General features: G+C 72.8%; 26 protein-coding genes. 6 read left to right on the forward strand and 20 right to left on the reverse strand.

The genetic code is table 11. The features are described 5' to 3' along the window. Positions 1-16 precede the first annotated feature (16 nt). From JOD65_RS14635 to JOD65_RS14645, 3 genes are read right to left on the reverse strand one after another with little or no spacing between them, the layout of a single operon-like run. Positions 17-799 (reverse strand): SCO1664 family protein, encoded by a 783-nt coding sequence (locus tag JOD65_RS14635; protein WP_307821191.1) that lies wholly within the window; start codon positions 797-799, stop codon positions 17-19. Then, a complete protein-coding gene (locus tag JOD65_RS14640; protein WP_191195662.1) occupies positions 789-1373 on the reverse strand; it encodes a DUF3090 domain-containing protein in 585 nt (194 codons plus the stop codon). Before JOD65_RS14640 ends, JOD65_RS14635 begins: the two co-directional genes overlap by 11 nt. A 10-nt stretch (positions 1374-1383) precedes the next feature. Further along, positions 1384-2106 (reverse strand): histidine phosphatase family protein, encoded by a 723-nt coding sequence (locus JOD65_RS14645; protein WP_191195663.1) that lies wholly within the window; start codon positions 2104-2106, stop codon positions 1384-1386. Between the two features lie 33 nt (positions 2107-2139). Between JOD65_RS14645 and corA the strand changes: the two genes are divergently transcribed. Both corA and JOD65_RS14655 read left to right on the forward strand, forming a co-directional pair. Continuing rightward, positions 2140-3120 carry a magnesium/cobalt transporter CorA gene (gene corA / locus JOD65_RS14650; RefSeq protein WP_191195664.1) on the forward strand — a complete coding sequence of 327 codons (981 nt, stop codon included), beginning with the start codon at positions 2140-2142 and terminating at the stop codon, positions 3118-3120. Continuing rightward, positions 3111-4361 (forward strand): MFS transporter, encoded by a 1251-nt coding sequence (locus tag JOD65_RS14655; RefSeq protein WP_307821192.1) that lies wholly within the window; start codon positions 3111-3113, stop codon positions 4359-4361. Before corA ends, JOD65_RS14655 begins: the two co-directional genes overlap by 10 nt. Here the strand turns inward: JOD65_RS14655 and JOD65_RS14660 are convergent. After that, positions 4327-5148: an undecaprenyl-diphosphate phosphatase gene (locus JOD65_RS14660; RefSeq protein WP_191196212.1), complete on the reverse strand. Its 822-nt coding sequence runs from the start codon at positions 5146-5148 to the stop codon at positions 4327-4329. The two genes, JOD65_RS14655 and JOD65_RS14660, sit on opposite strands and share 35 nt — an antisense overlap. Positions 5149-5215: 67 nt before the next feature. On the opposite strand from JOD65_RS14660, the gene JOD65_RS14665 reads away from it, so the two are divergent. From JOD65_RS14665 to JOD65_RS14675, 3 genes are all read left to right on the forward strand, one after another. Then, positions 5216-6163 carry an aldo/keto reductase gene (locus tag JOD65_RS14665; RefSeq protein WP_191195665.1) on the forward strand — a complete coding sequence of 316 codons (948 nt, stop codon included), beginning with the start codon at positions 5216-5218 and terminating at the stop codon, positions 6161-6163. A 40-nt stretch (positions 6164-6203) separates the two neighbouring features. Continuing rightward, positions 6204-6431 (forward strand): DUF5703 family protein, encoded by a 228-nt coding sequence (locus JOD65_RS14670; RefSeq protein ID WP_191195666.1) that lies wholly within the window; start codon positions 6204-6206, stop codon positions 6429-6431. Between the two features lie 104 nt (positions 6432-6535). Continuing rightward, positions 6536-6907: a hypothetical protein gene (locus JOD65_RS14675; protein ID WP_191195667.1), complete on the forward strand. Its 372-nt coding sequence runs from the start codon at positions 6536-6538 to the stop codon at positions 6905-6907. Between the two features lie 24 nt (positions 6908-6931). On the opposite strand, the gene JOD65_RS14680 is transcribed toward JOD65_RS14675, so the two are convergent. The 6 genes from JOD65_RS14680 to JOD65_RS14705 all read right to left on the reverse strand — a co-directional run bounded on the left by JOD65_RS14680 (position 6932) and on the right by JOD65_RS14705 (position 11647). Further along, the gene (locus JOD65_RS14680; RefSeq protein WP_191195668.1) at positions 6932-7396 is read right to left on the reverse strand and encodes a DUF427 domain-containing protein; all 465 of its coding nucleotides are present in this window, start codon (positions 7394-7396) and stop codon (positions 6932-6934) included. Between the two features lie 23 nt (positions 7397-7419). Then, positions 7420-7833: an MmcQ/YjbR family DNA-binding protein gene (locus JOD65_RS14685; protein WP_191195669.1), complete on the reverse strand. Its 414-nt coding sequence runs from the start codon at positions 7831-7833 to the stop codon at positions 7420-7422. Continuing rightward, positions 7830-8492: a ribulose-phosphate 3-epimerase gene (gene rpe / locus JOD65_RS14690; protein WP_191195670.1), complete on the reverse strand. Its 663-nt coding sequence runs from the start codon at positions 8490-8492 to the stop codon at positions 7830-7832. Before rpe ends, JOD65_RS14685 begins: the two co-directional genes overlap by 4 nt. A gap of 9 nt (positions 8493-8501) precedes the next feature. Beyond that, the gene (locus JOD65_RS14695; RefSeq protein ID WP_191195671.1) at positions 8502-9449 is read right to left on the reverse strand and encodes a lipid kinase; all 948 of its coding nucleotides are present in this window, start codon (positions 9447-9449) and stop codon (positions 8502-8504) included. Positions 9450-9550: 101 nt separating this feature from the next. Further along, positions 9551-10525, reverse strand: coding sequence for a non-homologous end-joining DNA ligase (gene ligD, locus JOD65_RS14700; RefSeq protein WP_191195672.1), 975 nt, complete (start codon positions 10523-10525; stop codon positions 9551-9553). A 57-nt stretch (positions 10526-10582) separates the two neighbouring features. Further along, positions 10583-11647, reverse strand: coding sequence for a hypothetical protein (locus JOD65_RS14705; protein ID WP_191195673.1), 1065 nt, complete (start codon positions 11645-11647; stop codon positions 10583-10585). Positions 11648-11813: 166 nt separating this feature from the next. On the opposite strand from JOD65_RS14705, the gene JOD65_RS14710 reads away from it, so the two are divergent. Beyond that, positions 11814-12548 (forward strand): AAA family ATPase, encoded by a 735-nt coding sequence (locus JOD65_RS14710; RefSeq protein WP_191195674.1) that lies wholly within the window; start codon positions 11814-11816, stop codon positions 12546-12548. 20 nt (positions 12549-12568) lie between these two features. On the opposite strand, the gene JOD65_RS14715 is transcribed toward JOD65_RS14710, so the two are convergent. The 10 genes from JOD65_RS14715 to mihF form a co-directional block, all read right to left on the reverse strand. Further along, positions 12569-13894: an RsmB/NOP family class I SAM-dependent RNA methyltransferase gene (locus tag JOD65_RS14715; protein WP_191195675.1), complete on the reverse strand. Its 1326-nt coding sequence runs from the start codon at positions 13892-13894 to the stop codon at positions 12569-12571. Beyond that, entirely contained in the window at positions 13887-14300 is a 414-nt protein-coding gene (locus JOD65_RS14720) for an MmcQ/YjbR family DNA-binding protein (RefSeq protein WP_191195676.1), read from the reverse strand. The genes JOD65_RS14715 and JOD65_RS14720 overlap by 8 nt, the downstream gene beginning before the upstream one ends. Further along, positions 14297-15238 carry a methionyl-tRNA formyltransferase gene (gene fmt / locus JOD65_RS14725; RefSeq protein WP_191195677.1) on the reverse strand — a complete coding sequence of 314 codons (942 nt, stop codon included), beginning with the start codon at positions 15236-15238 and terminating at the stop codon, positions 14297-14299. The genes JOD65_RS14720 and fmt overlap by 4 nt, the downstream gene beginning before the upstream one ends. A 13-nt stretch (positions 15239-15251) precedes the next feature. Then, positions 15252-15797: a peptide deformylase gene (gene def, locus JOD65_RS14730; protein ID WP_191195678.1), complete on the reverse strand. Its 546-nt coding sequence runs from the start codon at positions 15795-15797 to the stop codon at positions 15252-15254. Positions 15798-15968: 171 nt separating this feature from the next. Continuing rightward, a complete protein-coding gene (locus tag JOD65_RS14735; RefSeq protein WP_191195679.1) occupies positions 15969-17978 on the reverse strand; it encodes a primosomal protein N' in 2010 nt (669 codons plus the stop codon). A 154-nt stretch (positions 17979-18132) separates the two neighbouring features. After that, positions 18133-19335, reverse strand: a complete 1203-nt coding sequence (gene metK / locus JOD65_RS14740; protein WP_307821194.1) for a methionine adenosyltransferase — start codon at positions 19333-19335, stop codon at positions 18133-18135. A 70-nt stretch (positions 19336-19405) separates the two neighbouring features. Further along, entirely contained in the window at positions 19406-20623 is a 1218-nt protein-coding gene (coaBC, locus tag JOD65_RS14745; RefSeq protein ID WP_191195680.1) for a bifunctional phosphopantothenoylcysteine decarboxylase/phosphopantothenate--cysteine ligase CoaBC, read from the reverse strand. A 13-nt stretch (positions 20624-20636) separates the two neighbouring features. After that, positions 20637-20948 (reverse strand): DNA-directed RNA polymerase subunit omega, encoded by a 312-nt coding sequence (gene rpoZ / locus JOD65_RS14750; RefSeq protein ID WP_172261153.1) that lies wholly within the window; start codon positions 20946-20948, stop codon positions 20637-20639. A 15-nt stretch (positions 20949-20963) separates the two neighbouring features. Further along, a complete protein-coding gene (gene gmk, locus JOD65_RS14755; RefSeq protein WP_191195681.1) occupies positions 20964-21587 on the reverse strand; it encodes a guanylate kinase in 624 nt (207 codons plus the stop codon). Beyond that, positions 21584-21907: an integration host factor, actinobacterial type gene (mihF, locus tag JOD65_RS14760; RefSeq protein ID WP_191195682.1), complete on the reverse strand. Its 324-nt coding sequence runs from the start codon at positions 21905-21907 to the stop codon at positions 21584-21586. The genes gmk and mihF overlap by 4 nt, the downstream gene beginning before the upstream one ends. Between the last annotated feature and the right edge of the window lie 110 nt (positions 21908-22017).

A 22017-nucleotide genomic window follows, 5' to 3' on the forward strand; every position in this document is an offset into this window, starting at 1 on the left:
TACGGCCTCGCGCGGCTCAGAACGGGGGCCAGGGGATGACGGGGTACGACGACGAGCGCGGGCCGGGGAACGTCCCCCGCGCCAGCAGCCGGTCGACCCGGCGCCTCGTCGTCTCGACCTCATCATCGGTGAGCATCCCGGAGAGGGTCGCGCCCAGCTCGCCGTCGAGCGCCGCCGCGAGCCCTCGCAGGCCGTCGGCCTCGTCGGCGCTGATCGCGTCGCCCACGAAGCCCCACAGCACGGTGCGGAGCTTGTGCTCGACGTGGAAGGTCAGCCCGTGGTCGACGCCGTGCCGGTGGCCGTCGGGCATGGGCAGGACGTGGCCGCCCTTGCGGTCGGCGTTGTTGACCACCACGTCGAAGAGCGCCATCCGCCGCAGGGGCTCGCTGTCCTCGTGGACCAGCGACACCGCCTGGTCGTGGGCGTCGAGGCCGTCGAAGACGTGGCGGAAGCCCGCCGGGAGCTCGCCCTCTCCGACGATGTCGACGGGCGACGCGTCCTCGACCTCGTCACGCCACAGCTGCACCATCCCCGGGCCGTGCGGCCCGTCGCCGAGGACCGTCGGCGGCACGATGTCCCAGCCGAGCGCCTCGGAGACGGCGTACGCACCCACCTCGCGCGCGGCCAGCGTGCCGTGGGGGAAGTCCCACAGCGGACGCTCCCCCGCGATCGGCTTGTAGACGACCCGGACGCCGTCGAGCTCACCGACGAAGGTGGCGTTGGACGCAGGCAGGACGCGGCCGTGCAGGGTCAGCTCCCCGGTGGGGAAGCCGGCCGGGAGGGTGCTGTCAGGGATCACGACGCCGGAAGCCGTTGGCGCGGACGCAGAGGTGCCCGTCCGGGTCGATCGGCTCGCCGCAGAAGGGGCAGTCGGGGCGCCCGGCGCCGATCACGGACAGCGAGCGCTCCACGAACGACCGCGCCGCGGCGGCGGTGAGCCGGACGAGGAAGATCTCGTCCGGCTCGGGCTCGAGGAGGTCCTCGAGGTCCTCCTGCAGCTGCTCGGGCGAGACGACCGCGGCCTCGGTGAAGGGGAAGACCTCGATCACCACCCGCTCGTCGGCGCCGTCCCACGACAGGGTCATCGTGCCGGCGCGGAACTCCTCCTCGATCGGCTGCTCGAGGGGCTGGGTGTCGGTGAGGTCGCGCGGCGCGATCGCCGGGATCAGCACGTCGTCGCCGGCGGCCTGCATCAGCTCGTCGAGGAGCTCGTCGATGCGCTCGGCGAGGGCCTGCACCTGCTGCTTCTCCAGCGAGACGCTGACCAGCCGGGCGCCCTCGCGCGCCTGGAGGAAGAACGTGCGCTGGCCGGGCTCGCCAACGGTGCCGGCGACGAAGCGCTCGGGTGGGTCGAAGCGGTGCACGACGGGCATGTCACTCACCCTAGGGCGTGCCTGTCTGGGGTCCGGCGCCTCCACCCACCTCGGCGTCCGCGCGCCGGCTGCGGGTGGTGCGGCGGGGTTTCTTCGGCGGGGTCAGCCAGGCGAGGTCGCCGGCGTGGGTGTTGGTGCCGATCACGAACGGCCGCGACTCGGTGTAGCGCACGATCGACACCGACGCGGGGTCGACGTGGATGCGCTGGAAGAGGTCGAGGTGGGTGCCGAGCGCGTCGGCGAGGATCGACTTGATCACGTCGCCGTGGCTGACGGCGAGCCACACGGCGTCGTCGCCGTGCTCGGCCGCCACCCGCGCGTCGTGCCGTCGTACGGCTGCCACCGCGCGGTCCTGCATCGCCCGCATCGACTCCCCTCCGGGGAAGGTGGCCGCCGACGGCTGCGCCTGGACGGTCTTCCAGAGCTTCTCCTTGGCGAGCTCCTTGAGCGGTCGTCCCTGCCACTCGCCGTAGTCGCACTCCGACAGCTGCTTGTCGCTACCCGCGCGCAGGGGGTCGGCCTGCCGGGTGGTGATCTCGCGGCACGTCTCGCGGCAGCGCTCCAGGGGGCTGGTGACCGCGGCAGCGAGTCGTACGCCTGCGAGCCGCTCCCCCACCGCGACCGCCTGCTTCACGCCGGCGTCGTCGAGGTGGACGCCGGGCAGCCGGCCGGCGAGGACTCCGGTCGCGTTGGCCGACGAGCGGCCGTGTCGCACGAGGATGACGGTGGGCATTCTCCAGAGGTTAGTGGGGCTAGCCTCGGCCTTGTGATCGTGGACAACGCCCTCTACCACCAGGGCAAGCGGGTCCAGCTCGGTGACGCCGACGACCAGAGCCTCGGCTGGGCCCGGGTGCCGTGCGACCCCGGTGACTTCCAGTGGGTCGGGATCCACGACCCCAGCCCCGACGAGCTCGAGCTGATCGCGCGCACCTTCGACCTGCACCCGCTCGCCGTCGAGGACGCCGGCGACTCCCACCAGCGTCCCAAGCTCGAGCGCTACGGCGACACGCTGTTCCTCGTGCTCAAGACGCTCTGGTACGTCGACGAGGAGGACGCGGTCGAGACCGGCGAGATCAACCTGTTCGTCGGGAAGGACTTCGTGGTGACCGTCCGGCACGGCCACGGCATCGACCTGGCGAAGGCGCGACGCGACCTCGAGCACCGCGCCCAGGTGCTCGAGCACGGACCGATGGCCGTCCTCTACGCCATCTGCGACCGCGTCGTCGACGAGTACGAGAAGGTCGGCCAGGAGCTCGAGATGGACGTCGACGAGGTCGAGGAGTCGGTCTTCTCCGAGGCGCGGACCAACGACTCCAACCGGATCTACGTCCTCAAGCGCGAGATCGCCGAGGTGCGCCGGGCTGTCATGCCGCTGCGCGAGCCGATGCGGAAGTTCGCCATGGGCGTCGACGAGCGGATCACCGTCGAGACGGCCACCTACTTCCGCGACGTCGCCGACCACCTCCAGCGTGTCTCCGAGGTGATCGACAGCCTCGACGTGCTGCTGTCCACCGCCTTCGACGCCCACCTCGCCCGGATCTCGGTCCAGCAGAACGAGGACATGCGCAAGATCTCCGCCGGCGCCGCGCTGATCGTCGTACCGACGCTGGTCGCCGGCATCTACGGGATGAACTTCGACCACATGCCCGAGCTGCACTGGCGCCTCGGTTACCCCTTCGCACTGCTCCTGATGGCCGCGATCGCGGGCGGCCTGTTCACCTGGTTCAAGAAGTCCGGGTGGCTGTAGCGCGATCGGCGACCGGCGCCCCCACGGCCTGGCGGGTGGTCTGGTGGTTCGGTTTCGTCAGCCTGGCCGCAGACATGGTCTACGAGGGCGCCCGCTCGGTCTACGGCCCCGTCCTCGCGGCCCTCGGTGCGTCCGCGCTGGTCGTCGGGCTGGTGACCGGGGCAGGTGAGGCGGTCGCGCTCGTCCTGCGCCTGGCGTTCGGCCCGATCGCCGACCGCACGGGCCGCTACTGGTCCCTGACGATCGTGGGCTACGGCCTCACCGCGATCTGCGTCCCGCTGATCGCGCTGGCGCCGCGCCTGGGTGCGGCCGGGCTGGCCTTCGCCTCCACGATGATCCTGCTCGAGCGCCTCGGCAAGGCGGTCCGGTCACCGTCGAAGTCGGCGCTGCTCGCCCACGTCGCGAGCGCCGTCGGCCGTGGGCGCGGCTTCGGGGTGCACAAGGCCCTCGACCAGGTGGGCGCGTTCGCCGGACCGCTCGTGGTGGCCGGGGTCGTCGCGGTCGCGTCCCTCTGGTGGGGCATGGCCGTGCTGGCCGTCCCCGGCGCCGTCGCGATGGTCCTGCTGCTCACCCTGCGCCGCCGCGTCCCCGACCCCAGCGTGTACGACGACTCGCCCCCGCCAGTGGCCCCCGAGCACCCGGCCGCCCGCCGCAGCTGGTGGGCGGACGCCGTCGGGTCGGGCCTGCCGGGCGACTTCTTCCGCTACGCCGTCGCCGCGTCGCTGACGACGGGTGCGCTGGTCACCTTCGGGATCATCGGCTACCACCTCACGGTCGACGACCTGATGCCCGTCGCGGCCGTCCCCGTGGTGTACGCCGCGGCGATGGGCGTCGAGGCGGTCGCAGCGCTCGCCGTCGGCTCGGTCTACGACCGCACTGGCCCGCGCGTGCTGCTCCTCGTGCCGGTGCTGGTGGCGCTCGTCCCGGCCCTCGCCCTCGGCTCGGCCCTGGTCGCGATCCTGGGCGGCGTCGTCGCGTGGGGCGTGGCCCAGGGCGTCCAGGACTCGACGGTCAAGGCGGTGGTCGCCGACCTGGTCGACGCGCCGCGCCGCGCGACGGCGTACGGAGTCTTCGCAGGGATCCAGGGACTCTTCGCGATCGTCGGCGGCGTCACCGCCGGGTGGCTCTACGACCGGTCGCTGCCGGCGCTCGTGGCCGTCGTCGCCGTCACCCAGGTCGTGGCGCTGGTGCTGCTGGCCGACACGTTCAGGCGGTCAGCACGCCGGCTCCGAGCAGGATGAGCACGCCGGTTCCGAGCAGGATCCGGTAGATCACGAAGGGCGTGTAGGAGTTCGTGCTGACGTAGCGCAGCAGCCAGGCGATGGCGGCGTAGCCGACGACGAACGAGACGACCGTGGCGGTGATGGTGGGGCCCCAGCCGAAGTCGTTGTGGCCGTGCGGGATCTCCTTGAGCTCGAAGAGCCCGGCGCCGACGACCGCGGGGATCGCGAGCAGGAAGGCGAACCGGGTCGCGGCCTCGCGGTCGAAGCCGAGGAAGCGGCCCATGGAGATCGTGGCGCCCGAGCGTGAGACGCCGGGGATCAGCGCGAGGGCCTGCGCGACGCCCATCAGGACCGCGTCCCTCAGCGTGAGCTTGCCCAGCGGCCGGTCGGTGCGTCCGACGCGGTCGGCGATGCCGAGGACGACGCCCATCACGATCAGCGTCGTGCCGGTGATCCACAGGTTGCGGAAGTCGCGCTCGATCACGTCCTTGAGCAGCACCCCGAGCACCACGATCGGCAGCGAGCCGATGATGATGAACCAGCCCATCCGAGCGTCGATCGTGCCGCGGTACTCCGCCTTGAACAGCGAGCGCACCCACGCGCTGCCGATGCGCCAGATGTCCTTGCGGAAGTAGATCAGCACGGCGAGCTCGGTGCCGATCTGGATCACGGCCGTGAACGCCGCCCCCGGGTCCCCCCAGCCGAACAGCTCGGGGAAGATTCGCAGGTGCGCGCTGCTCGAGATCGGCAGGAACTCGGTCAACCCCTGGATGACGCCGAGGACCACTGCCTTGAGGAGATCGATCACAGGGCGGGAGCCTACGGGCGCGTCTCGTGTGCTCTCCGCACCACCCGTGGCTACCCTCACCACCATGCAGCAGCGTTCCCTCGGCGCGACCGGACTGAAGGTCTCCCGGCTCGGCCTCGGCACGATGACCTGGGGCCGTGACACCGACGAGCACGAGGCGCGCGACCAGCTGATCGCCTTCGCCGAGGCCGGGGGCACCCTGGTCGACACCGCGGCGGGCTACGGTGACGGCGCGAGCGAGGAGCTGATCGGGACGCTCATCGGTGATGTCGTCTCCCGCGACGAGGTGGTCCTCGCGACCAAGGCGGGCATCCACCGGCGTACGGGCGCACGCGTCACCGACACCTCCCGCGGCAGCCTGCTGACCACCCTCGACGCCTCGCTGAAGCGCCTCGGTGTCGACCACGTCGACCTCTGGCAGGTCCACGTGTGGACCGACGAGACCCCGGTCGAGGAGACGCTCAGCGCCCTCGACCTCGCCGTCACCTCGGGCCGCGCGTCCTACGTCGGCGTCTCCAACTACACCGGCTGGCAGACCGCGCAGGCCGCGACCTGGCAGCGAGCCGTCCCCGGGCGGGTGCCGCTGGCGTCGACCCAGGTCGAGTACTCGCTCCTCAACCGCCACGTCGAGCACGAGGTCGTCCCCGCCGCACAGGCGCTGGGGCTCGGGGTCCTGCCCTGGTCGCCCCTCGGCCGCGGCGTGCTCACCGGGAAGTACCGCACCGGCACGCCGTCGGACTCGCGCGCCGCCACCGAGCACTTCGCCGGGTTCGTGGGCGCCTACCTCGACGAGCGCGGTCGCGGGATCGTGGAGGCCGTCGCGCGCGCCGGCGACGGCCTCGGCTGGTCGCCGCTGGAGGTGTCGCTCGTCTGGGTACGCGACCGGCCCGGGGTCGCCGCCCCGATCGTAGGTGCCCGCACGGCCGCACAGCTCAAGGGAGCGCTGGGCATCGAGGAGCTGACCCTGCCGCCGGAGATCGTCGACGCCCTCGACGACGTGTCGGCCGACTGAACGCACCCTTCCGGGAGAGACACGAGAGACGGGAGAGACGATGGCCAGGATCCAGCGCCGCCCACCGGGCCGCGGGGTGGAGTGGGAGTTCGAGACGCTCGTGCTGCCCCAGGACTTCTCCCGCAACGTCGTCACCCGGGTGCTCGTCGAGCGGGCCGAGCACGGTGGCTGGGAGCTCGACCGGCTCCGCATCGGCAACGACGGCAAGCGGCGCGTGGTGCTGCGCCGCAAGATCATCCGGCAGCGGCTGACCCTCTTCGCCGGCTGACCCGACCGACGCCATGGGGTGCGGACCCCATGGACGTCGCCGCCCCACGGTGCTCGACTCGAAGGAGCGGGGCCACCCCGGTCCCGGTTGAGGGGACGACGCAGATGACGACACGCAGGCACAGGCCGGCACTCGGGATCGTGGAGCTGGCGGTGGACCCGTCCGACGTGGACCAGGAGACCTATCCCGTCCGGATCAGGCTGACCCGGCCGCTGACGACCTACGAGGCGGAGGGGCTGGCGTCGGTCGAGCCGGGGCTTCGGAGCGAGGGGGACGCGATCGTCCTGCCGGCGGCCCGCCTGGACGACGTGGCACGTGACGTGGACACCTGGAACGCCCGCCTTGAGCGGGTGCAGACGCGCGCCGACCAGCTCGAGGGCGAGACGCTGGTGGCCGACCAGCGACGGGTGGACGACCACGCGCGGCACGGGTCCCACCTTCGCAGTCAGCAGGTCAACGACCGCGGCCTGCACTGAGCAGGTCCCGGGCGGGACGGGCGGCTACCAGCCGGTGGAGCCCGGTCCGCCCTTGAACGGTCCGGTGACCCGCGACGTGATCCAGCCGCCGTAGAAGCTGCCCGGCTGCGGTTGGACGACCTCGTCGTCGACGGTGCAGCGGTCGACCTTGCCCGGGTACAGCGCGACGTGGTCGACCAGCGTCTCGAAGCCCGTCGAGGGCGTCGGGTAGGTCCACGCCACGGCCGGGAGCACCTCGTCGCCGATCGCCAGGTCGTAGTAGGCCGCCTGGCCCTTCCACTCGCACCACGAGGCGCCCTGCCCCGGGCGGAGCACCCCCTCGACGAAGTCGGCTGCCGGCAGGTAGTACGTCGGCGGGTGGCTGGTCTCCAGCACCCGCAGGCTCGCGGTGGTCTCGGCGACGACGAGGCCACCGTGGATGACGACGACGTGCTCGCTGCTCGGGTCGACCCGCGGCGGGCGGGGGTAGTCCCACACGGACTCGGTCATGCGCCCAACCTACGGACCGATCCCTACGGCTCGAGGTCGCGCGACGCCAGCCAGGCGCGGACGCGACGGTCCGACGCCTGCGCGAGCCAGGCCTCCTCGATGACCTCGACGAGCTCGTCCCGCTCGATCTCCCCCACCCGGGAGGTGCGCAGCAGCACGGACGCGTGGCCGTCGAAGTGCGCTGTCGTGAAGAACGGCAGTCGCTCGTCCTGCAGCAACGCCTGCTTGTCGCCCTCGGAGGCGACCCAGATGACCACGACGTCGTCGTAGCGCTCGCCCGTCACGGGGTCCACGGCGTCGGGTCGTGGCGTCCGGAAGAACACGAACGACTTGCTGCCCACCTGGTAGACGGGGTTCTTCTCCGGGCGTACGACGCTCACGTGGGGCATCGCACGCGCGGTGGCGTGGATGTCGTCGACGGTCGCCGGGCGACTCACGACGAGGCCGCCGCCGCCTTCGCCCGCAGCTCGGCCACCATCGCGTCGGGGTCGTCGGCGGAGTAGACGGCCGATCCGGCGACGAACACGTCGGCCCCGGCCTCGGCACACCGCTCGATGGTCTCCAGCGACACGCCTCCGTCGACCTGGAGCCAGGTCTCGACGCCGTGCTTGCGCATGAGCTCGCGGGCGGTGCGGATCTTGGGCAGGCACAGGTCGAGGAACTTCTGGCCGCCGAAGCCGGGCTCGACGGTCATGATGAGCACCATGTCGAGCTCGGGCAGCAGCGCCTCGTAGGGCTCGATCGGTGTCGCCGGCTTGAGCGCCATCGACGCGCGCGCGCCCTGCGACCGGATCTCACGGGCGAGCCGCACCGGCGCCTTGGCCGCCTCGGCGTGGAACGTGACGGACCCGCACCCCGCCTCGGCGTACGCCGGTGCCCACCGGTCGGCGTCCTCGATCATCAGGTGCGCGTCGATCGGCTGGGAGGCGTGCTTGCTGAGCGCCTCGATGACGGGCAGGCCGAGGGTCAGGTTGGGCACGAAGTGGTTGTCCATGACGTCCACGTGCACCCAGTCGGCACTGGGGATCCGGGCCACCTCGTCGGCGAGGCGCGACAGGTCGGCGTTGAGGATGCTCGGCGTGATCTGGATGCCCACAGGGCGAGCCTAGTGACCCCCGGGACCGTCGAGACGCGCGGCACTGCTCCCAGCCGGTACGACGACGTGGAGTGCGTTGCGGTCGACCTCGAACGTCGCCGTGGTGGTGGCCGCGATCTCGCCGTCGAGGTTGACCGGTAGCGGCTCGTCGGTGACCAGGCGCAGGCGCCGGGTGGTGACGTGGTGCACCCGGTCGTGCTCGACGAGGTGACCGGTCCGCAGCAGCCGCGCGACCGAGACGTGGTCGCGCAGCCGGCCCTTCTCGACGGCGTACACGTCGAGGAGGTGGTCGTCGATCGACGCGTCCGGTGCGACGGTGAGCCCGCCGCCGTAGTGCCGCCCGTTGCCGACGGCGACCTGCATGAGGTCGGCGAGCTCGAGCGTGGTGCCGTCGTCGAGCTCGAGGCGGGCGGCGAACGGTCGGTGGGTCCGGTACGCCGCCAGGGTGGCCGCCGGGTAGGCGAAGCGACCCAGGCGCTGCTTCAGCGCGGGAGTCAGCCTCTGGGTGACGGCGACGGAAAGACCGACCGACGCGACGTTGAGGTAGGCGCGCCCGTCGACGCGGCCGAGGTCGACGTCGACCACGTGACCGTGGACCAGCGTGTCGACCGCCGCCCCCAGGTCGTCCGGGACGCCGAGGGTGCGGGCGAAGTCGTTGGCGGTCCCGAGGGGGAGCACGCCGAGCGCGGTGCCCGAGTGGGCGACCAAGGCGGCCGCGCAGCCGATCGTGCCGTCACCCCCACCCACCACGAGCAGGTCGGGCTCGGACTCGACGGCGACCGCCAGCGCCTCGAGGAGCTCGAGGCCGCCGTGCACGGGGTGCACCGTCACGTCGTCCGACACACCCCGGACTGCTGCCTCCACGAGCGGGAGCGCACGCGCCCCGCGGCGGGCTGCGGTGTTGACGACGACTGCGACCCGACCGGTGCGCGGCTGGGCGGACCTGTTCTGCTGCATGGCTCGAGGCTAGGTCGCGCGCGTGAGAGGACGATGAGGACGGCCTGTGCGCGGGCTGTGCCGGCGCGTGCGTTGGTCGACCGCCGGGGCCGGGCGACCGGCTAGGTCTCCTCGGGCTCCGGTGGCGCCTCGGCGCCCTCGGACTCGTCGCGGGTCGCCCACTCGAGCAGCGGGGCGATGTCGAACGGGTGGTCGTCGATCCCGGCGTGCAGGTCGCCGATCTCCGCGAACCGCTGGGGCATCGTGAAGATGGTGAAGTCGTCGGGCACGCAGCCGTCGACCTCGTCCCAGCGGATCGGCGCCGACACGCGGGCCTCGGGCACGCCCCGGACGGAGTAGGCGGCGGCGATGGTGTGGTCGCGGGCGTTCTGGTTGTAGTCGACGAAGAGCTGCGAGGGGTCGCGGTCCTTGCGCCACCACGCCGTCGTGACCTCTCCCCCGGCCCGCCGCTCGACCTCGCGTGCGAACGCCAGCGCGCCGCGGCGTACGTCCTGGAAGCCGTGGTCGGGTGGGATCCGCACGTAGACGTGCATCCCCGACCCGCCGCTGGTCTTGGGGAAGCCGACGGCACCGAGCTCGTCGAGCACCTCGTGGGCGATGTGAGCGACCCGCTGAACGGTGGCCCAGTCACATGCGGGCCCCGGGTCGAGGTCGATGCGCCACTCGTCGGGCTTCTCGGTGTCGGAGCGCCGGCTGTTCCACGGGTGGAACTCGACCGTCGACATCTGCACCGCCCAGATGACGCTCGCCAGCTCGGTCACGCACAGCTCGTCGGCGGTGCGCTTCCACCGCGGGAAGAACAGCTGGACGGTCTCCACCCAGTCGGGTGCTCCGGCGGGCAGGCGCTTCTGGTGCACCTTGTCGCCCGCCAGTCCCTTGGGGAAGCGGTGCAGCATGCACGGACGCTCGAGGAGGGCGTTGACGATCCCGTCGCCGACGGCGAGGTAGTACTCGACGAGGTCGACCTTGGTCGCGCCGCTCGGCGCCGCGTCGGTGGGCGGGAAGTAGACGCGGTCGGGGTTGGTGACCTTGACGACGCGGTCGTCGACCTCGATCTCGATGAACGGCGACGCCATGTCAAGGAGCGTAGTCGGAGGCGACGCAGTCGCGTCCGGCGTCGCGAACGAGGTCGACTACGGCGCGGACGTCTCCGACGGCTGCTGCTGCTCGGGCTGCTGTTGCTGCTGCCCGTCCTGCTGCTGGGTCTGCTGGTCGCCGGGCGGCGTCTCCTGCGGCTTGTCCACGGTCACCGTGACGACGTCGGACCAGCCCTCGTCGGCGTACTGGCTCTCGGGACGGTGCCAGCGGAACTCGGTGGTCTCCGCAACGGGTACGACGACTCGCGCGACGCCGTCGCGCGAGGCGAGGACGGGCTTGCCGACCGGGGCCCACTGGCCGCCGGGCGAGCGGGACTCCAGCACGAGCGGGTCGCCCGTGAGGCGTCCGGACCCGTCGGTGACCCGTCCGGTGAGCTCGACCTCCTCGTCGGGCTTCACCTGCTGCCTGCCTGCCGCCACGCTCGTCGACAGCGACACGCCCTCGAAGTCGAAGGTCGAGCCCGACGCCCTGACGGCGTCGAGGTTGAAGGCCTTGCCGTCGCAGCCGAAGCCGGTGACCGCGAAGCCGGGGCCGTCGCCGTGGTCGGCGGCGAACTGCGCCGGGGTGGCGGATCCGACCCGGTCGACGGTGGCGCCCGAGGCCAGGTCGACGAGCGCCCAGTCGTAGGTGAGTGCGGAGGAGGACACGGTGGTCCAGGACCCGGCCGGGGCCGAGACGGCCGCCCGCCCGCGCCAGGCGGTGCCGGCCGGGCTCTGCCGGCTCACGGCCATGACCCACGAGACGCCCGAGCTTCCGCCGGTGGCCGCGACGGCGACCGACGAGTCGAGCCCGGCGAGCGAGTCGAACGAGGCGTAGGGGCCGGACGCGCTGCCGGCGGCGGTCGGGACGAGGCCCAGCGACCGGCGTCCGAGCGGGGCGGCGTAGGGACCGAGGTTGATGCGGGAGGCGGGTGCGGCTGCGTTGCCGAGCAGGTCGGCGCACCCGACGTAGGTGAGGTAGACGTCGGCGTCGCCGGTGGCGGGACCGGACAGCGTGCGCGAGCCGCCCGCGGCGTGGGCGGGACTGGTGACCAGGGTCGTCCCCACGGTCAGGGTCAAGGTCGTGGCGACCAAGGCCGTCATGATGCTGCGCACGTGCATGGATTCCTGCTCCCCGTGACACGGCACACCCCTCCGGTGTGCCGAGCTGACTCCATCATGCTGGTCAAAGCAAAGGATGTGAACCGTCCAGGCGTGGAAGTCACCCCAATTGGTGGCCATAACCGGCGTCGGCTCCCCTGTCGGACCGCGCAGCTAGGTTGGCCCCATGCCGCTGCGGGGTCAGGACGTCGCCCGCCACCCCGTGCGTCGCATCGAGGTGCGCGCCGGCCACGAGCTCCCGGATCACCGCTACCCAGCATCGATCCCGGCCGTCGCCCAGGTGCTGCGCGACGGGCTCGATCTGGCCCCGGGCGTCACCTTCCTCGTCGGGGAGAACGGCTCGGGCAAGTCCACGCTCGTCGAAGGCGCGGCGATCGCCTACGGCCTCTCGCCGGAGGGCGGCAGCACGCACAGCCGGCACTCCACCCGTGCCACCGAGTCGCCGCTCAGCGACGCGCTGCAGCTGGTCAGGGGCGCCGGGGCCAGCAAGTGGGGCTTCTTCCTGCGCGCCGAGACGATGCACGGCTGGTACTCCTACATCGAGGACCTCGGTGGTGACGTCGCCTTCCACGACCTGAGCCACGGCGAGTCGTTCCTCGCGGTGCTGGAGTCCCGGTTCACGGGACCGGGCTTCTTCTGCCTCGACGAGCCGGAGGCAGCGCTGTCGTTCTCCTCGACCCTGGGGCTTGTCGCGACGTTGCAGCGCGTCGTGGCGCGTCGCGGCCAGGTCCTGTGCGCGACCCACTCCCCCGTGCTCGCCGCCATGCCCGGCGCCCGGATCCTGGAGGCCGGGCCGTGGGGGCTGCGCGAGTCGGCGTGGGAGGACCTGGAGGTCGTCGACCACTGGCGGCGCTACCTCGCCGAGCCGTGGGCCTACCTGCGCCACCTGCAGGACGACTGACGACGCTGCCGCGGGTCGGGTCAGGCCCGACGCCGCAGGGTGGCTGCGAACATCGCGTCGGTGCCGTCGCGGTGCGGCCACAGCTGGAAGCGGTCGACCTCGTCGGTGTCGCCGCGGCGGGCCAGCACGGCGCGTACGACGTCGCTGGTCTCCGCGACCACGGGCGAGCAGGTCGCGTAGACCACCACGCCGCCCGGTCGCACCGACTCCAGGGCCGAGTCGAGCAGCACCTGCTGGATCCCGACGAGCTCCTCGACGTCCTCGGGCGTACGACGCCAGCGCGACTCGGGACGTCGTCGGAGCGCACCGAGCCCCGAGCACGGAGCGTCGACCAGCACCCGGTCGAAGGTGCCGGGGAGCCAGGCGGGGCGCATGCCGTCGCCGGCGAGCACCTGCGCGGCGGCCTCGGGTGTGGCACGCAGCGCCGACGCGACCAGCGCGGCCCGGTGCGGCTGGCGCTCGTTGGCGACGAGCACCGCCCCGCGCTGAGCAGCCAGCGCCGCCAACAGGGCGGCCTTGCCCCCCGGCCCGGCGCACAGGTCGAGCCACCGCTCGTCGCGGCCGTCCATCGGGGAATCCGCCAGCGCGAGCGCGACGACCTGCGAACCCTCGTCCTGCACCCCGGCGCGTCCCTCGGCGACCGCCGGGACGGCGGAAGGGTCGCCACCGGCCAGGGTCACGGCGTACGGCGACCGGCCGGTGCGGGTGCCGCCCGCGGCCTCGAGCTCCTCGACGGTCGACATGCCGGGGCGGGCGACCAGCGTGACCCGCGGCGGGGCGTTGTCGGCCTCCAGCAACGCGTCGAGCTCGTCGTCGCTGCCGACGGACGCGGCCAGCGCCTCCCCCAGCGCCGCGACGACCCAGCGGGGGTGGGACCTGGCGACGGCGAGGTGGGCGTACGGGTCGTGCTGCCGGTCGGGTGCGACCTCGTCGACCCACCCGGCGAGGTCGCGCCGGCTGATCGTGCGCAGGACGGCGTTGACCAGGCCGGCCGGCCCCCGGCCGACGGTGGCGCGGACGAGGTCGACGCTGGTCGAGATCGCGGCGTGGTCGGGGACCCGCATGGAGAGCAGCTGGTGCGTCCCCAGCCGGAGCACGTCGCGCACCTCCGGCTGGAGGCGCGGCTTGGTGAGGCAGGCGTCGATCACGGCGTCGTACAGACCGTGCATCCGGATCGCCCCGGACGAGAGCTCGGTGGCCAGCGCGGCGTCGCGACCGGTCAGCCCGTGCTTGCGCAGGACCTGCGGCAGCACGAGGTTCGCGTAGGCGTCGTCGGCGCGCACGGCGGTGAGCACGTCGAGCGCCGCGCGGCGGGCCTTGTCGACCGGGCGGCGTCGGTCACTCACCGAGGTGCTCCCGCACGAGCTTCTTCGGCGCCTTCGTCGCCCAGGCGTCGGTGATGATCTCCTCGAGCTCGTCGCGGCCGATCTCCCCGAGCCGCGACTGCTGCACGAGCACGGCGGCGTAGCCCTTGAAGTGGTCGATGGTGAAGAACGGCGTGGACCCGTCCGCGACCAGCGCGTGCTTCTCCACCTCGGTCGGCGTCGTGATCACGACCAGGTCGTCGTACATCTCCCCCGTGTCCGGGTCGACGGCCGACTTGTGCGGCGCGCGGTAGAGGACGAAACCCTTGCCCTTGTCGCCGCGGGGCACCTTCCAGGTCGGCCGGTCGCCCCAGGAGATCCCGAGCTCGGTCTCCGGCAGGCTGCCGCAGATCTCGTCGACGTCCTCCGGACGGGCGGGCCGGCTCACGAGGGGACGACCTGCTCGCCGAGGCGGACGCCGGACTCCAGGCGCACGCCGCGGGCCCAGTCTGCGGCGCCCATCTGCTTCTTGCCGAAGGCCTTGACCTGACCGAGCTCGACGGGCGTGGTGGCGGTGCCGACGAACACGGCGTTCTTGGTGACCTCCAGGACGCCCGGGGTCAGCGGCCCGCGGTCGACCGGGCGCAGCGGGCCGATCTTGATCCGCTCGCCCTCGAAGGTGCTCCACGCACCGGGGGCCGGCTCGCAGGCGCGTACCTGCCGGTCGATGGCCACCGCCGGGAGGTTCCAGTCGATGCGGGCGTCCTCGACGAGGATCTTGGGGGCGAACGAGACGCCCTCCGCCTGCTGCTCGCGCGCCTCGAGGGTGCCGTCCTCGATCCCGTCGAGGGTCTGCACCAGCAGGCCCGCTCCGCCGTCGGCCAGGCGCGCGAGGAGGTCACCGGCGGTGTCGGTGGGCCGCACCCGCTCGGTCATCACCCCGAAGACCGGTCCGGCGTCGAGCGCCTTGACGATCCGGAACGTGGTCGCGCCGGTGACCTCGTCACCCGCCCAGAGCGAGTGCTGCACGGGGGCGGCGCCGCGCCAGGACGGGAGCACGGAGAAGTGCAGGTTGATCCAGCCGTGCGGCACCAGGTCGAGCGCCGACTGCGGGAGCAGGGCGCCGTACGCCACGACCGGGCAGGCGTCGGGACGCAGCGCGGCGAGCTCCTGCTGGAAGTCCGGGTCGCGCGGGTGCTCGGGCTTGAGGACGGGTACGCCGAGCTCCTCCGCGCGTTGGGCGACCGGGCTGGCGACCAGCCTGCGACCCCGCCCGCTCGGGGCGTCGGGTCGGGTGACGACGCCGACGAGCTCGTGGCGGCTGTCGGCGATCGCGTCGAGCGCGGGCACGGCAACCTCGGGCGTGCCGGCGAAGACGACGCGCATCAGCTGGGGACCTTCATCGGGCGAATCCGTTCGTCGGGTGGGGGCTGAAGCGGACCGTCGGCTGCTCGAGACCGAACCACTCGGACTCGCGGATCTCCTTCATCGCCGCCTTGCGCGCGGCGGTGTCGAGCTTGTCGATGAAGAGGATGCCGTCGAGGTGGTCGGTCTCGTGCTGCATGGCGCGGGCCAGCAGCTCCGACGCCTCGATCCGCTGCGGCTCGCCGTACATGTCGAAGCCGGTCGCGACCACAGACAGCGCCCGGAGGCAGTCGTAGGTGAGCTCCGGGAGGGAGAGGCAGCCCTCCGCGCCGTCCTGGGTCTCGTCGGAGAGCTCGAGGGAGGGGTTGACCAGGTGGCCGACCTCGCCGTGGACGTTCCAGGTGAAGACCCGCAGGCCCACGCCGATCTGCGGCGCCGCGAGACCGGCGCCGGGGGCGGCGAGCATCGTGTCGGTCAGGTCGGTGACGAGCTGACGGACCTCGCGGTTGAAGTCGTCGACCTCCACCGCGCGCTGGCGGAGCACGGGGTCACCGAAGAGACGGATGGGCTGGACGGCCACGGAGCTCCTTCGCTCGGCTGGTCGCGGTCTGGGTCGTGCCCGGGTCCGGCTCGGGCAGTGGCCAAGTCTAGGGAGGCGCCCGCTGAGACGTCAGAGCGGCCGGTCTCCGGGGCGGCCGCGCACCATGACGTACGACGTCCGCGCGCGACGTGGGCGCCGGGGCGGGCCGGCTCAGATCGTCAGGGGGTCGACCTGGATCCGGACGGGGTCGAGCTTGCGGGCCGAGCGCACCCGCTGGAGGTCGCCGAGGGAGCGGGAGAGCGCCTCCCCGCTGGACCGCGGGACGCGGAGCAGGACCCGGTGCTCGTCGTCCACCGGGACCGGACCGAGCACCTCGGCGCCGGCGGGGAGGTCGACCAGGTGGAGGACGTCGTCGAGCGCCCCGAGGTCACCCGTGACCGTCGCGAGCCGGGCTGCGGGCGGGAGGTGGGCCTGCGAGCGCTCCTGCGCCTCCCGTCGGGCGAAGCCGGTCGGGTCCCACCGCACGAGGGCCTGCAGCGCGGGGTGGGCCGGGTCGCCCACGGCCACGACGTGACCGCCGGGCCGCACGAGGGCTGCTGCGTTGAGCCACCGGCGCAGGGCCTCCTCGGCCGCCCGCAGGTCGTCGCGGGCCAGGCTCAACCAGGTGTCGAGGACGATGACGGCCGTGTAGCCATCGTCGGCGACGGGCTCGGCCCCGACGGTGGCGACCACGAGGTCGGCCGAGTCGCCGACCCGGTCGACGACCCGCTCGCCGCTGGAGCTGCGGACGGTGGTGCCGGGGAACATCCGGCCCAGCTCCTCCGCGGTGCGGGCCTCACCCCGCACCGGCGCGCGCAGCCCGTGGCCACCGCACGTGGGGCACGCCCAGGGCGACTCGACGTGACCGCACCACCGGCAGTGCGGCGGCACCGCGGGACCGTCCACCACGAGCGGTCCGGTGCAGACGGTGCAGCGGGCGGGGGCGCGGCAGGTGTCGCAGGCCAGCGACGCGGCGTAGCCGGCACGCGGCGTCTGCACGAGCACGGGCCCGGTCGTGAGACCGCGCCGGATGGCGTCGTATGCGGCGCGCGGGATGCGGGTGCCGACGGACCGGTCCTCGGCCGGCACGGCCTCGACGCGGGCGCGCCGTCGCAGCACCTCGCGGGGCACCGCCAGCTCGTGCGCCCAGCCGGTGGCGACCAGCTGCTCGGCCTCCGGGGTGCGGGCCACGCCGCCGAGGAGCGCCGCCGTCCCCTGCTGCTCGGCGCGGAGGAGGAGCACCTCGCGGGTGTGCGGGTAGGGCGCGCGCGGCTCGGCGTGGAGGTCGTCGCCGTCGTCCCACAGCACCACGAGCCCGAGGTCGTGCACGGGCGCGAACGCGGCGGAGCGGGTGCCGACGACGATCCGCCGCGCGCCACGGGACACGGCCAGGAAGTCGCGGTAGCGCGCTGCCGGGCCGCCATCAGCGGTCAGGCAGACGTGGTGCCCCTCCCCCAGCCGGTCCGCCAGTGCGGCGTCGACCCGGGCGACGTCACGCCGGTCAGGGACGCAGACGAGCGCGCCACGTCCGGCGGCGTACGTCGTCGCCACGGCCTCGGCGACCATCGCGGGCCAGTCGTCGCCGGGGGCTGCCGCCCACACCGCGCGCGGCGATGCACCCGAGGCGAGGTGACGGAGGTAGGCGTCGGCGTGGGCGACCTCCGACCAGGTCGTGGGCGCCTCGACAACCGGGGCCTCGGGCGCGGGCTCGGACGCGACCTTCTCCGTGGCCGCGTGGCGGGGCGGGACGGCGAGGCGGAGCACGTCGGACCGCGCGCCGGCGTACCTCCGGGCCAGGGTCTCGCTCAGCTCGACGACCTCCGGCGCGAGCACCGGCTCGGGGCTCACCACGCGCCGCAGCGGCTGGAGCGTGCCGGTGTGGTCGGTGTGGCTCGTGCGCTCGACGACGTAGCCGTCGACGTCCTGACCTGCGAAGCGCACCTTGACCCGCGCGCCCGGGACCGCGGTCTCCGCCATCGCCGTCGGGACGGCGTAGTCGAACGGCCGGTCGAGGTGGGCCAGCGCGATGTCGACCAGGACCCGGGCGACGGGGTCGGTCTCGGCGGCCTCCCACTGCGCTGCTGTGCGCCGCCGGGTGGCGGCCGCCTTGGCCTTGGCGTCGTCGACGGCAGCACGAAGCCCCGGAAGCATCTCGGCTTCCGGGGCTTCGTGGGACGTCATGCGGCCGATTCTGTCAGCGCGCCCCGACACCGGACTCGGTGGGCGAGTCTGACACTCGGAGGGGGTTGCAACCCCCTCCGAGCGACGAAGTCCCCGCACGTGCGGGGACTTCGACACAGGCGCGACACAGGGACGACCGCCGAACGCGTGCGGATCAGATGCCGGCGGCGGCCTTGAGCTTGTCGGCGCGGTCGGTGTTCTCCCAGGTGAACTCGGGGAGCTCGCGACCGAAGTGGCCGTAGGCCGACGTCTGGGCGTAGATCGGGCGGAGCAGGTCGAGGTCGCGGATGATCGCGGCGGGGCGGAGGTCGAAGACCTCGAGGACGGCGGCCTGGATCTTCTCGTCCGGGACGACGCCGGTGCCGAACGTCTCGATGAACACGCCGACGGGCGCAGCCTTGCCGATGGCGTAGGCGACCTGCGCCTCGCAGCGGCTGGCCAGGCCGGCGGCCACGACGTTCTTGGCGACCCAGCGCATCGCGTAGGCGGCCGAGCGGTCCACCTTCGACGGGTCCTTGCCGGAGAACGCGCCGCCGCCGTGGCGGGCCATGCCGCCGTAGGTGTCGACGATGATCTTGCGGCCGGTCAGGCCGGCGTCGCCCATCGGGCCACCGATGACGAACGTGCCGGTCGGGTTGACCAGCATCCGGTAGCCGTCGGAGGGCAGGTCGACATCGGCGAGCACGTGGTCGATGACGTGCTGCTTGATGTCGGCCTCGAGCGTGGCGTGCTCGATGTCGGGGTCGTGCTGCGTCGAGAGCACGACGGTGTCGATGCGCAGGGGGCGGTCGTTCTCGTCGTACTCGATGGTGACCTGGGTCTTGCCGTCGGGACGGAGGTAGCCGAGCGTGCCGTCCTTGCGGACCTCGGTCAGGCGCTGGGCGAGCCGCTGGGCGATGGTGATCGGGAGCGGCATCAGCTGCGGGGTGTCGTCGCAGGCGTAGCCGAACATCAGGCCCTGGTCACCCGCGCCGCGCTTGTCGAGCTCGTCCTCGGAGGAACCGACCCGCGACTCGTGGCCGGCGTCGACACCGGCGGCGATGTCGGTGGACTGGGCGCCGATGGCGACCTGCACACCACAGGTGTGCCCGTCGAAGCCCTTGTCGGACGAGTCGTAGCCGATCTCGAGGATCGCCTTGCGGACGATGTCGGCGACCGGGGCGTAGGCGGTCGTGCGCACCTCACCGGCGACCACGACGAGGCCGGTGGTCAGCAGCGTCTCGACGGCCACGCGCAGGTTGGCCTTGTCGGCGTCCTCGGCCATCAGGTAGTCGAGGACCGAGTCGCTGATCCGGTCGGCGATCTTGTCGGGGTGTCCCTCGGTCACGGACTCGGAGGTGAACAGGCGTCCAGCCACGTTGATCTCGATTCTTCTCTGTAACGGTTGGATGAAACGTACCTGCCGACCAGCATCCGGGACGCGTGTCTCAGCCGGCGAATCGCCGGGCGACCTCGTCCCAGATGACGTGGGCGAGCGCGGTCTTGGAGCCGCGCGGGACGTCCACGGCGGCTCCGTCGGCGGCCAGGACGACCGCCTCGTTGTCGGCGCTGCCGAAGACGGCTCCCCCGCTGACGTCGTTGACGACGAGGAGGTCGCAGCCCTTGCGAGCCAGCTTGGCGCGACCGAGGTCGAGCACCGAGCCGGTGGCGTCGCCGGTCTCGGCGGCGAAGCCCACGATGACGGCGTCCTCGCGGGCCCGGTCGTGGGAGATCTCGGCGAGGATGTCGGGGTTCTGCGCCAGCTCGATGGCCGGCGCGGACCCGTCGTCGGCCTTCTTGATCTTGGCCTGGCTCACCGCCGTGGGCCGGAAGTCGGCCGGCGCCGCGGCCATCACGACCGCGTCGGCGGTGACGGTCGCGGCGACGACCGCCTCACGCAGCTCCTCGGTCGTCTCGACGCGTACGACGTTGACGCCGGCCGGGTCGGGCAGGGTCACGTTGGCGCTGACGAGGGTGACGTGGGCGCCCCGCGAGGCCGCGGCCCGGGCGAGGGCGTAGCCCTGGATCCCGGACGACCGGTTGCCGAGGAACCGGACCGGGTCGAGGTACTCCCGGGTGCCGCCCGCGGAGACGACCACCTTGCGACCGGCGAGGTCCTGCGTGGTGTCGGCACCGCGGTCGAGCAGCCCGCGGACCAGCTCGTAGATCTCGTCGGGCTCGGGCAGGCGACCCTTGCCGGTGTCGGCGCCGGTGAGGCGGCCGACGGCGGGCTCGATGACGACCGCCCCGCGCTCGCGGAGGGTGGCGACGTTGGCCTGTGTGGCCGGGTGCTCCCACATCTCGGTGTGCATCGCCGGGGCGAAGACCACCGGGCAGCGCGCCGTGAGGAGCGTGTTGGTGAGGAGGTCGTCCGCCAGGCCGTGCGCCGCGCGGGCGAGCAGGTCGGCGGTCGCCGGTGCGACCACGACCACGTCGGCCTGCTGGCCGATGTGGACGTGGGGCACGGCGTGGACGTCGGTCCAGACGTCGGTGGCGACGGGTTTGCCCGACAGGGCAGCCCACGTCGGAGCACCGATGAACTTCAGAGCCGACGCCGTGGGCACGACGGTGACGTCGTGCCCCGACTCGGTGAACCGGCGGAGGAGCTCGCAGGCCTTGTAGGCCGCGATGCCGCCGGAGACCCCCAGGACGACCCGTACGGTCATCGGGAGGCTCGCGTCACTCCGTGGCGTCGCCGGCAGCAGCCTCAGCGGCGGCGGCCTCGGCGGCGGGGTCGATGTCCTCGCAGGTCAGGAGGTCGTCGTTGATCTCGCGGAGCGCGATCGAGAGAGGCTTCTCCTGGACGTGGGTGTCGACGAGCGGGCCGACGTACTCCAGCAGGCCCTCGCCGAGCTGGGAGTAGTAGGCGTTGATCTGGCGGGCACGCTGGGCGCTGTAGAGCACCAGCTTGTACTTGCTGTCGGTCTTGGTGAGCAGGTCGTCGATCGAGGGGTTGGTCACGCCCTCGGCGGCGATGGTGGGAGAAGCCACGGTGTGGGTGCCTCGCTAGTCAGATGTGGATGGAGCAGGTCCAACCATCAAGGTTACCAACTCGTCGGCAGCGGCGTGAACTTCGTGGTTCACGATGGTGACGTCGAACTCGCTCTCGGCGGCCAGCTCGGCCCGCGCGGTCTCGAGGCGGCGCTCCCGCTCGGCCTCGGTCTCGGTGCCGCGGCCGACGAGGCGGCGTACGAGCTCCTCCCACGACGGCGGCTTGAGGAAGACGAACAGGGCCTCGGGCATCGTCTCGCGCACCTGCCGGGCGCCCTGCAGGTCGATCTCCAGCATCGCCGGCTGGCCGGACGCCAGGGCGAGGTCGACGGGGCCGCGGGGGGTGCCGTAGCGCGCGGCCTTGTGGACCACGGCCCACTCGAGCAGGTCACCCTTCTCGACCATGGCGTCGAACTCCTCGTCGGAGACGAACCAGTAGTGGACGCCGTTCTCCTCGCCGGGGCGCGGCCTGCGCGTGGTGGCGGAGACCGAGAGCCACACCTCGGGGTGCGTCTCGCGCACGGCGGCGGCGACGGTGCCCTTGCCCACGGCCGTGGGGCCGGCGAGGACGATCAGCCGGGAGCGGGTGGGGGTGGCGCCGGTCGAGCCGGCCGCAGGAGTCTCAGCGGTGTGGGTCACGAGGCGTCGGGGCCGAACTCACGCTCGAGCGCAGCGACCTGCTTGACGCCCAGCCCGCGCACGCGGCGGCTCTCGGCGATGTTGAGCCGCTCCATCACCTGGCGGGCTCGCACGCGGCCGAGGCCGGGCACCGACTGGAGGAGCTCGACGACGCGCATCTTGCCGATGACCTCGTTGGTCTGGCCCTCGTGAAGCACGTCGACGATCGAGCCGCCGGAGTTCTTGAGGCGGTTCTTCACCTCGGCCCGCTCGCGTCGGGAGGCCGCAGCCTTGTCGAGGGCTGCCTGGCGCTGCTCGGGCGTCAGAGGGGGCAAGGCCACGAAAGCGATCCTTCTGGGGTCGGACGAGGGTCGGACGGGCGTCGGACGGGGATCCCGACGGTGCGGATCAATCTAGTCAGGTCGCGTCGGGTCGGGCAATCGGGCCCGCG

The sequence above is a fragment of the Nocardioides cavernae genome, assembly GCF_016907475.1.
Lineage (GTDB): Bacteria > Actinomycetota > Actinomycetes > Propionibacteriales > Nocardioidaceae > Nocardioides > Nocardioides cavernae.

What these genes read in the sequence shown, in the direction of transcription:
- JOD65_RS14670 (WP_191195666.1), top strand. Translation starts at nt 6,204, where the DNA reads ATGGCCAGGATCCAGCGCCGCCCACCGGGCCGCGGGGTGGAGTGGGAG.
- JOD65_RS14695 (WP_191195671.1), bottom strand. Translation starts at nt 9,449, where the DNA reads ATGCAGCAGAACAGGTCCGCCCAGCCGCGCACCGGTCGGGTCGCAGTC.
- JOD65_RS14645 (WP_191195663.1), bottom strand. Translation starts at nt 2,106, where the DNA reads ATGCCCACCGTCATCCTCGTGCGACACGGCCGCTCGTCGGCCAACGCG.
- JOD65_RS14665 (WP_191195665.1), top strand. Translation starts at nt 5,216, where the DNA reads ATGCAGCAGCGTTCCCTCGGCGCGACCGGACTGAAGGTCTCCCGGCTC.
- JOD65_RS14735 (WP_191195679.1), bottom strand. Translation starts at nt 17,978, where the DNA reads ATGACGTCCCACGAAGCCCCGGAAGCCGAGATGCTTCCGGGGCTTCGT.
- ligD (WP_191195672.1), bottom strand. Translation starts at nt 10,525, where the DNA reads ATGGCGTCGCCGTTCATCGAGATCGAGGTCGACGACCGCGTCGTCAAG.
- JOD65_RS14675 (WP_191195667.1), top strand. Translation starts at nt 6,536, where the DNA reads ATGACGACACGCAGGCACAGGCCGGCACTCGGGATCGTGGAGCTGGCG.
- JOD65_RS14680 (WP_191195668.1), bottom strand. Translation starts at nt 7,396, where the DNA reads ATGACCGAGTCCGTGTGGGACTACCCCCGCCCGCCGCGGGTCGACCCG.
- JOD65_RS14710 (WP_191195674.1), top strand. Translation starts at nt 11,814, where the DNA reads ATGCCGCTGCGGGGTCAGGACGTCGCCCGCCACCCCGTGCGTCGCATC.
- JOD65_RS14705 (WP_191195673.1), bottom strand. Translation starts at nt 11,647, where the DNA reads ATGCACGTGCGCAGCATCATGACGGCCTTGGTCGCCACGACCTTGACC.
- coaBC (WP_191195680.1), bottom strand. Translation starts at nt 20,623, where the DNA reads ATGACCGTACGGGTCGTCCTGGGGGTCTCCGGCGGCATCGCGGCCTAC.
- JOD65_RS14640 (WP_191195662.1), bottom strand. Translation starts at nt 1,373, where the DNA reads ATGCCCGTCGTGCACCGCTTCGACCCACCCGAGCGCTTCGTCGCCGGC.
- fmt (WP_191195677.1), bottom strand. Translation starts at nt 15,238, where the DNA reads ATGCGCGTCGTCTTCGCCGGCACGCCCGAGGTTGCCGTGCCCGCGCTC.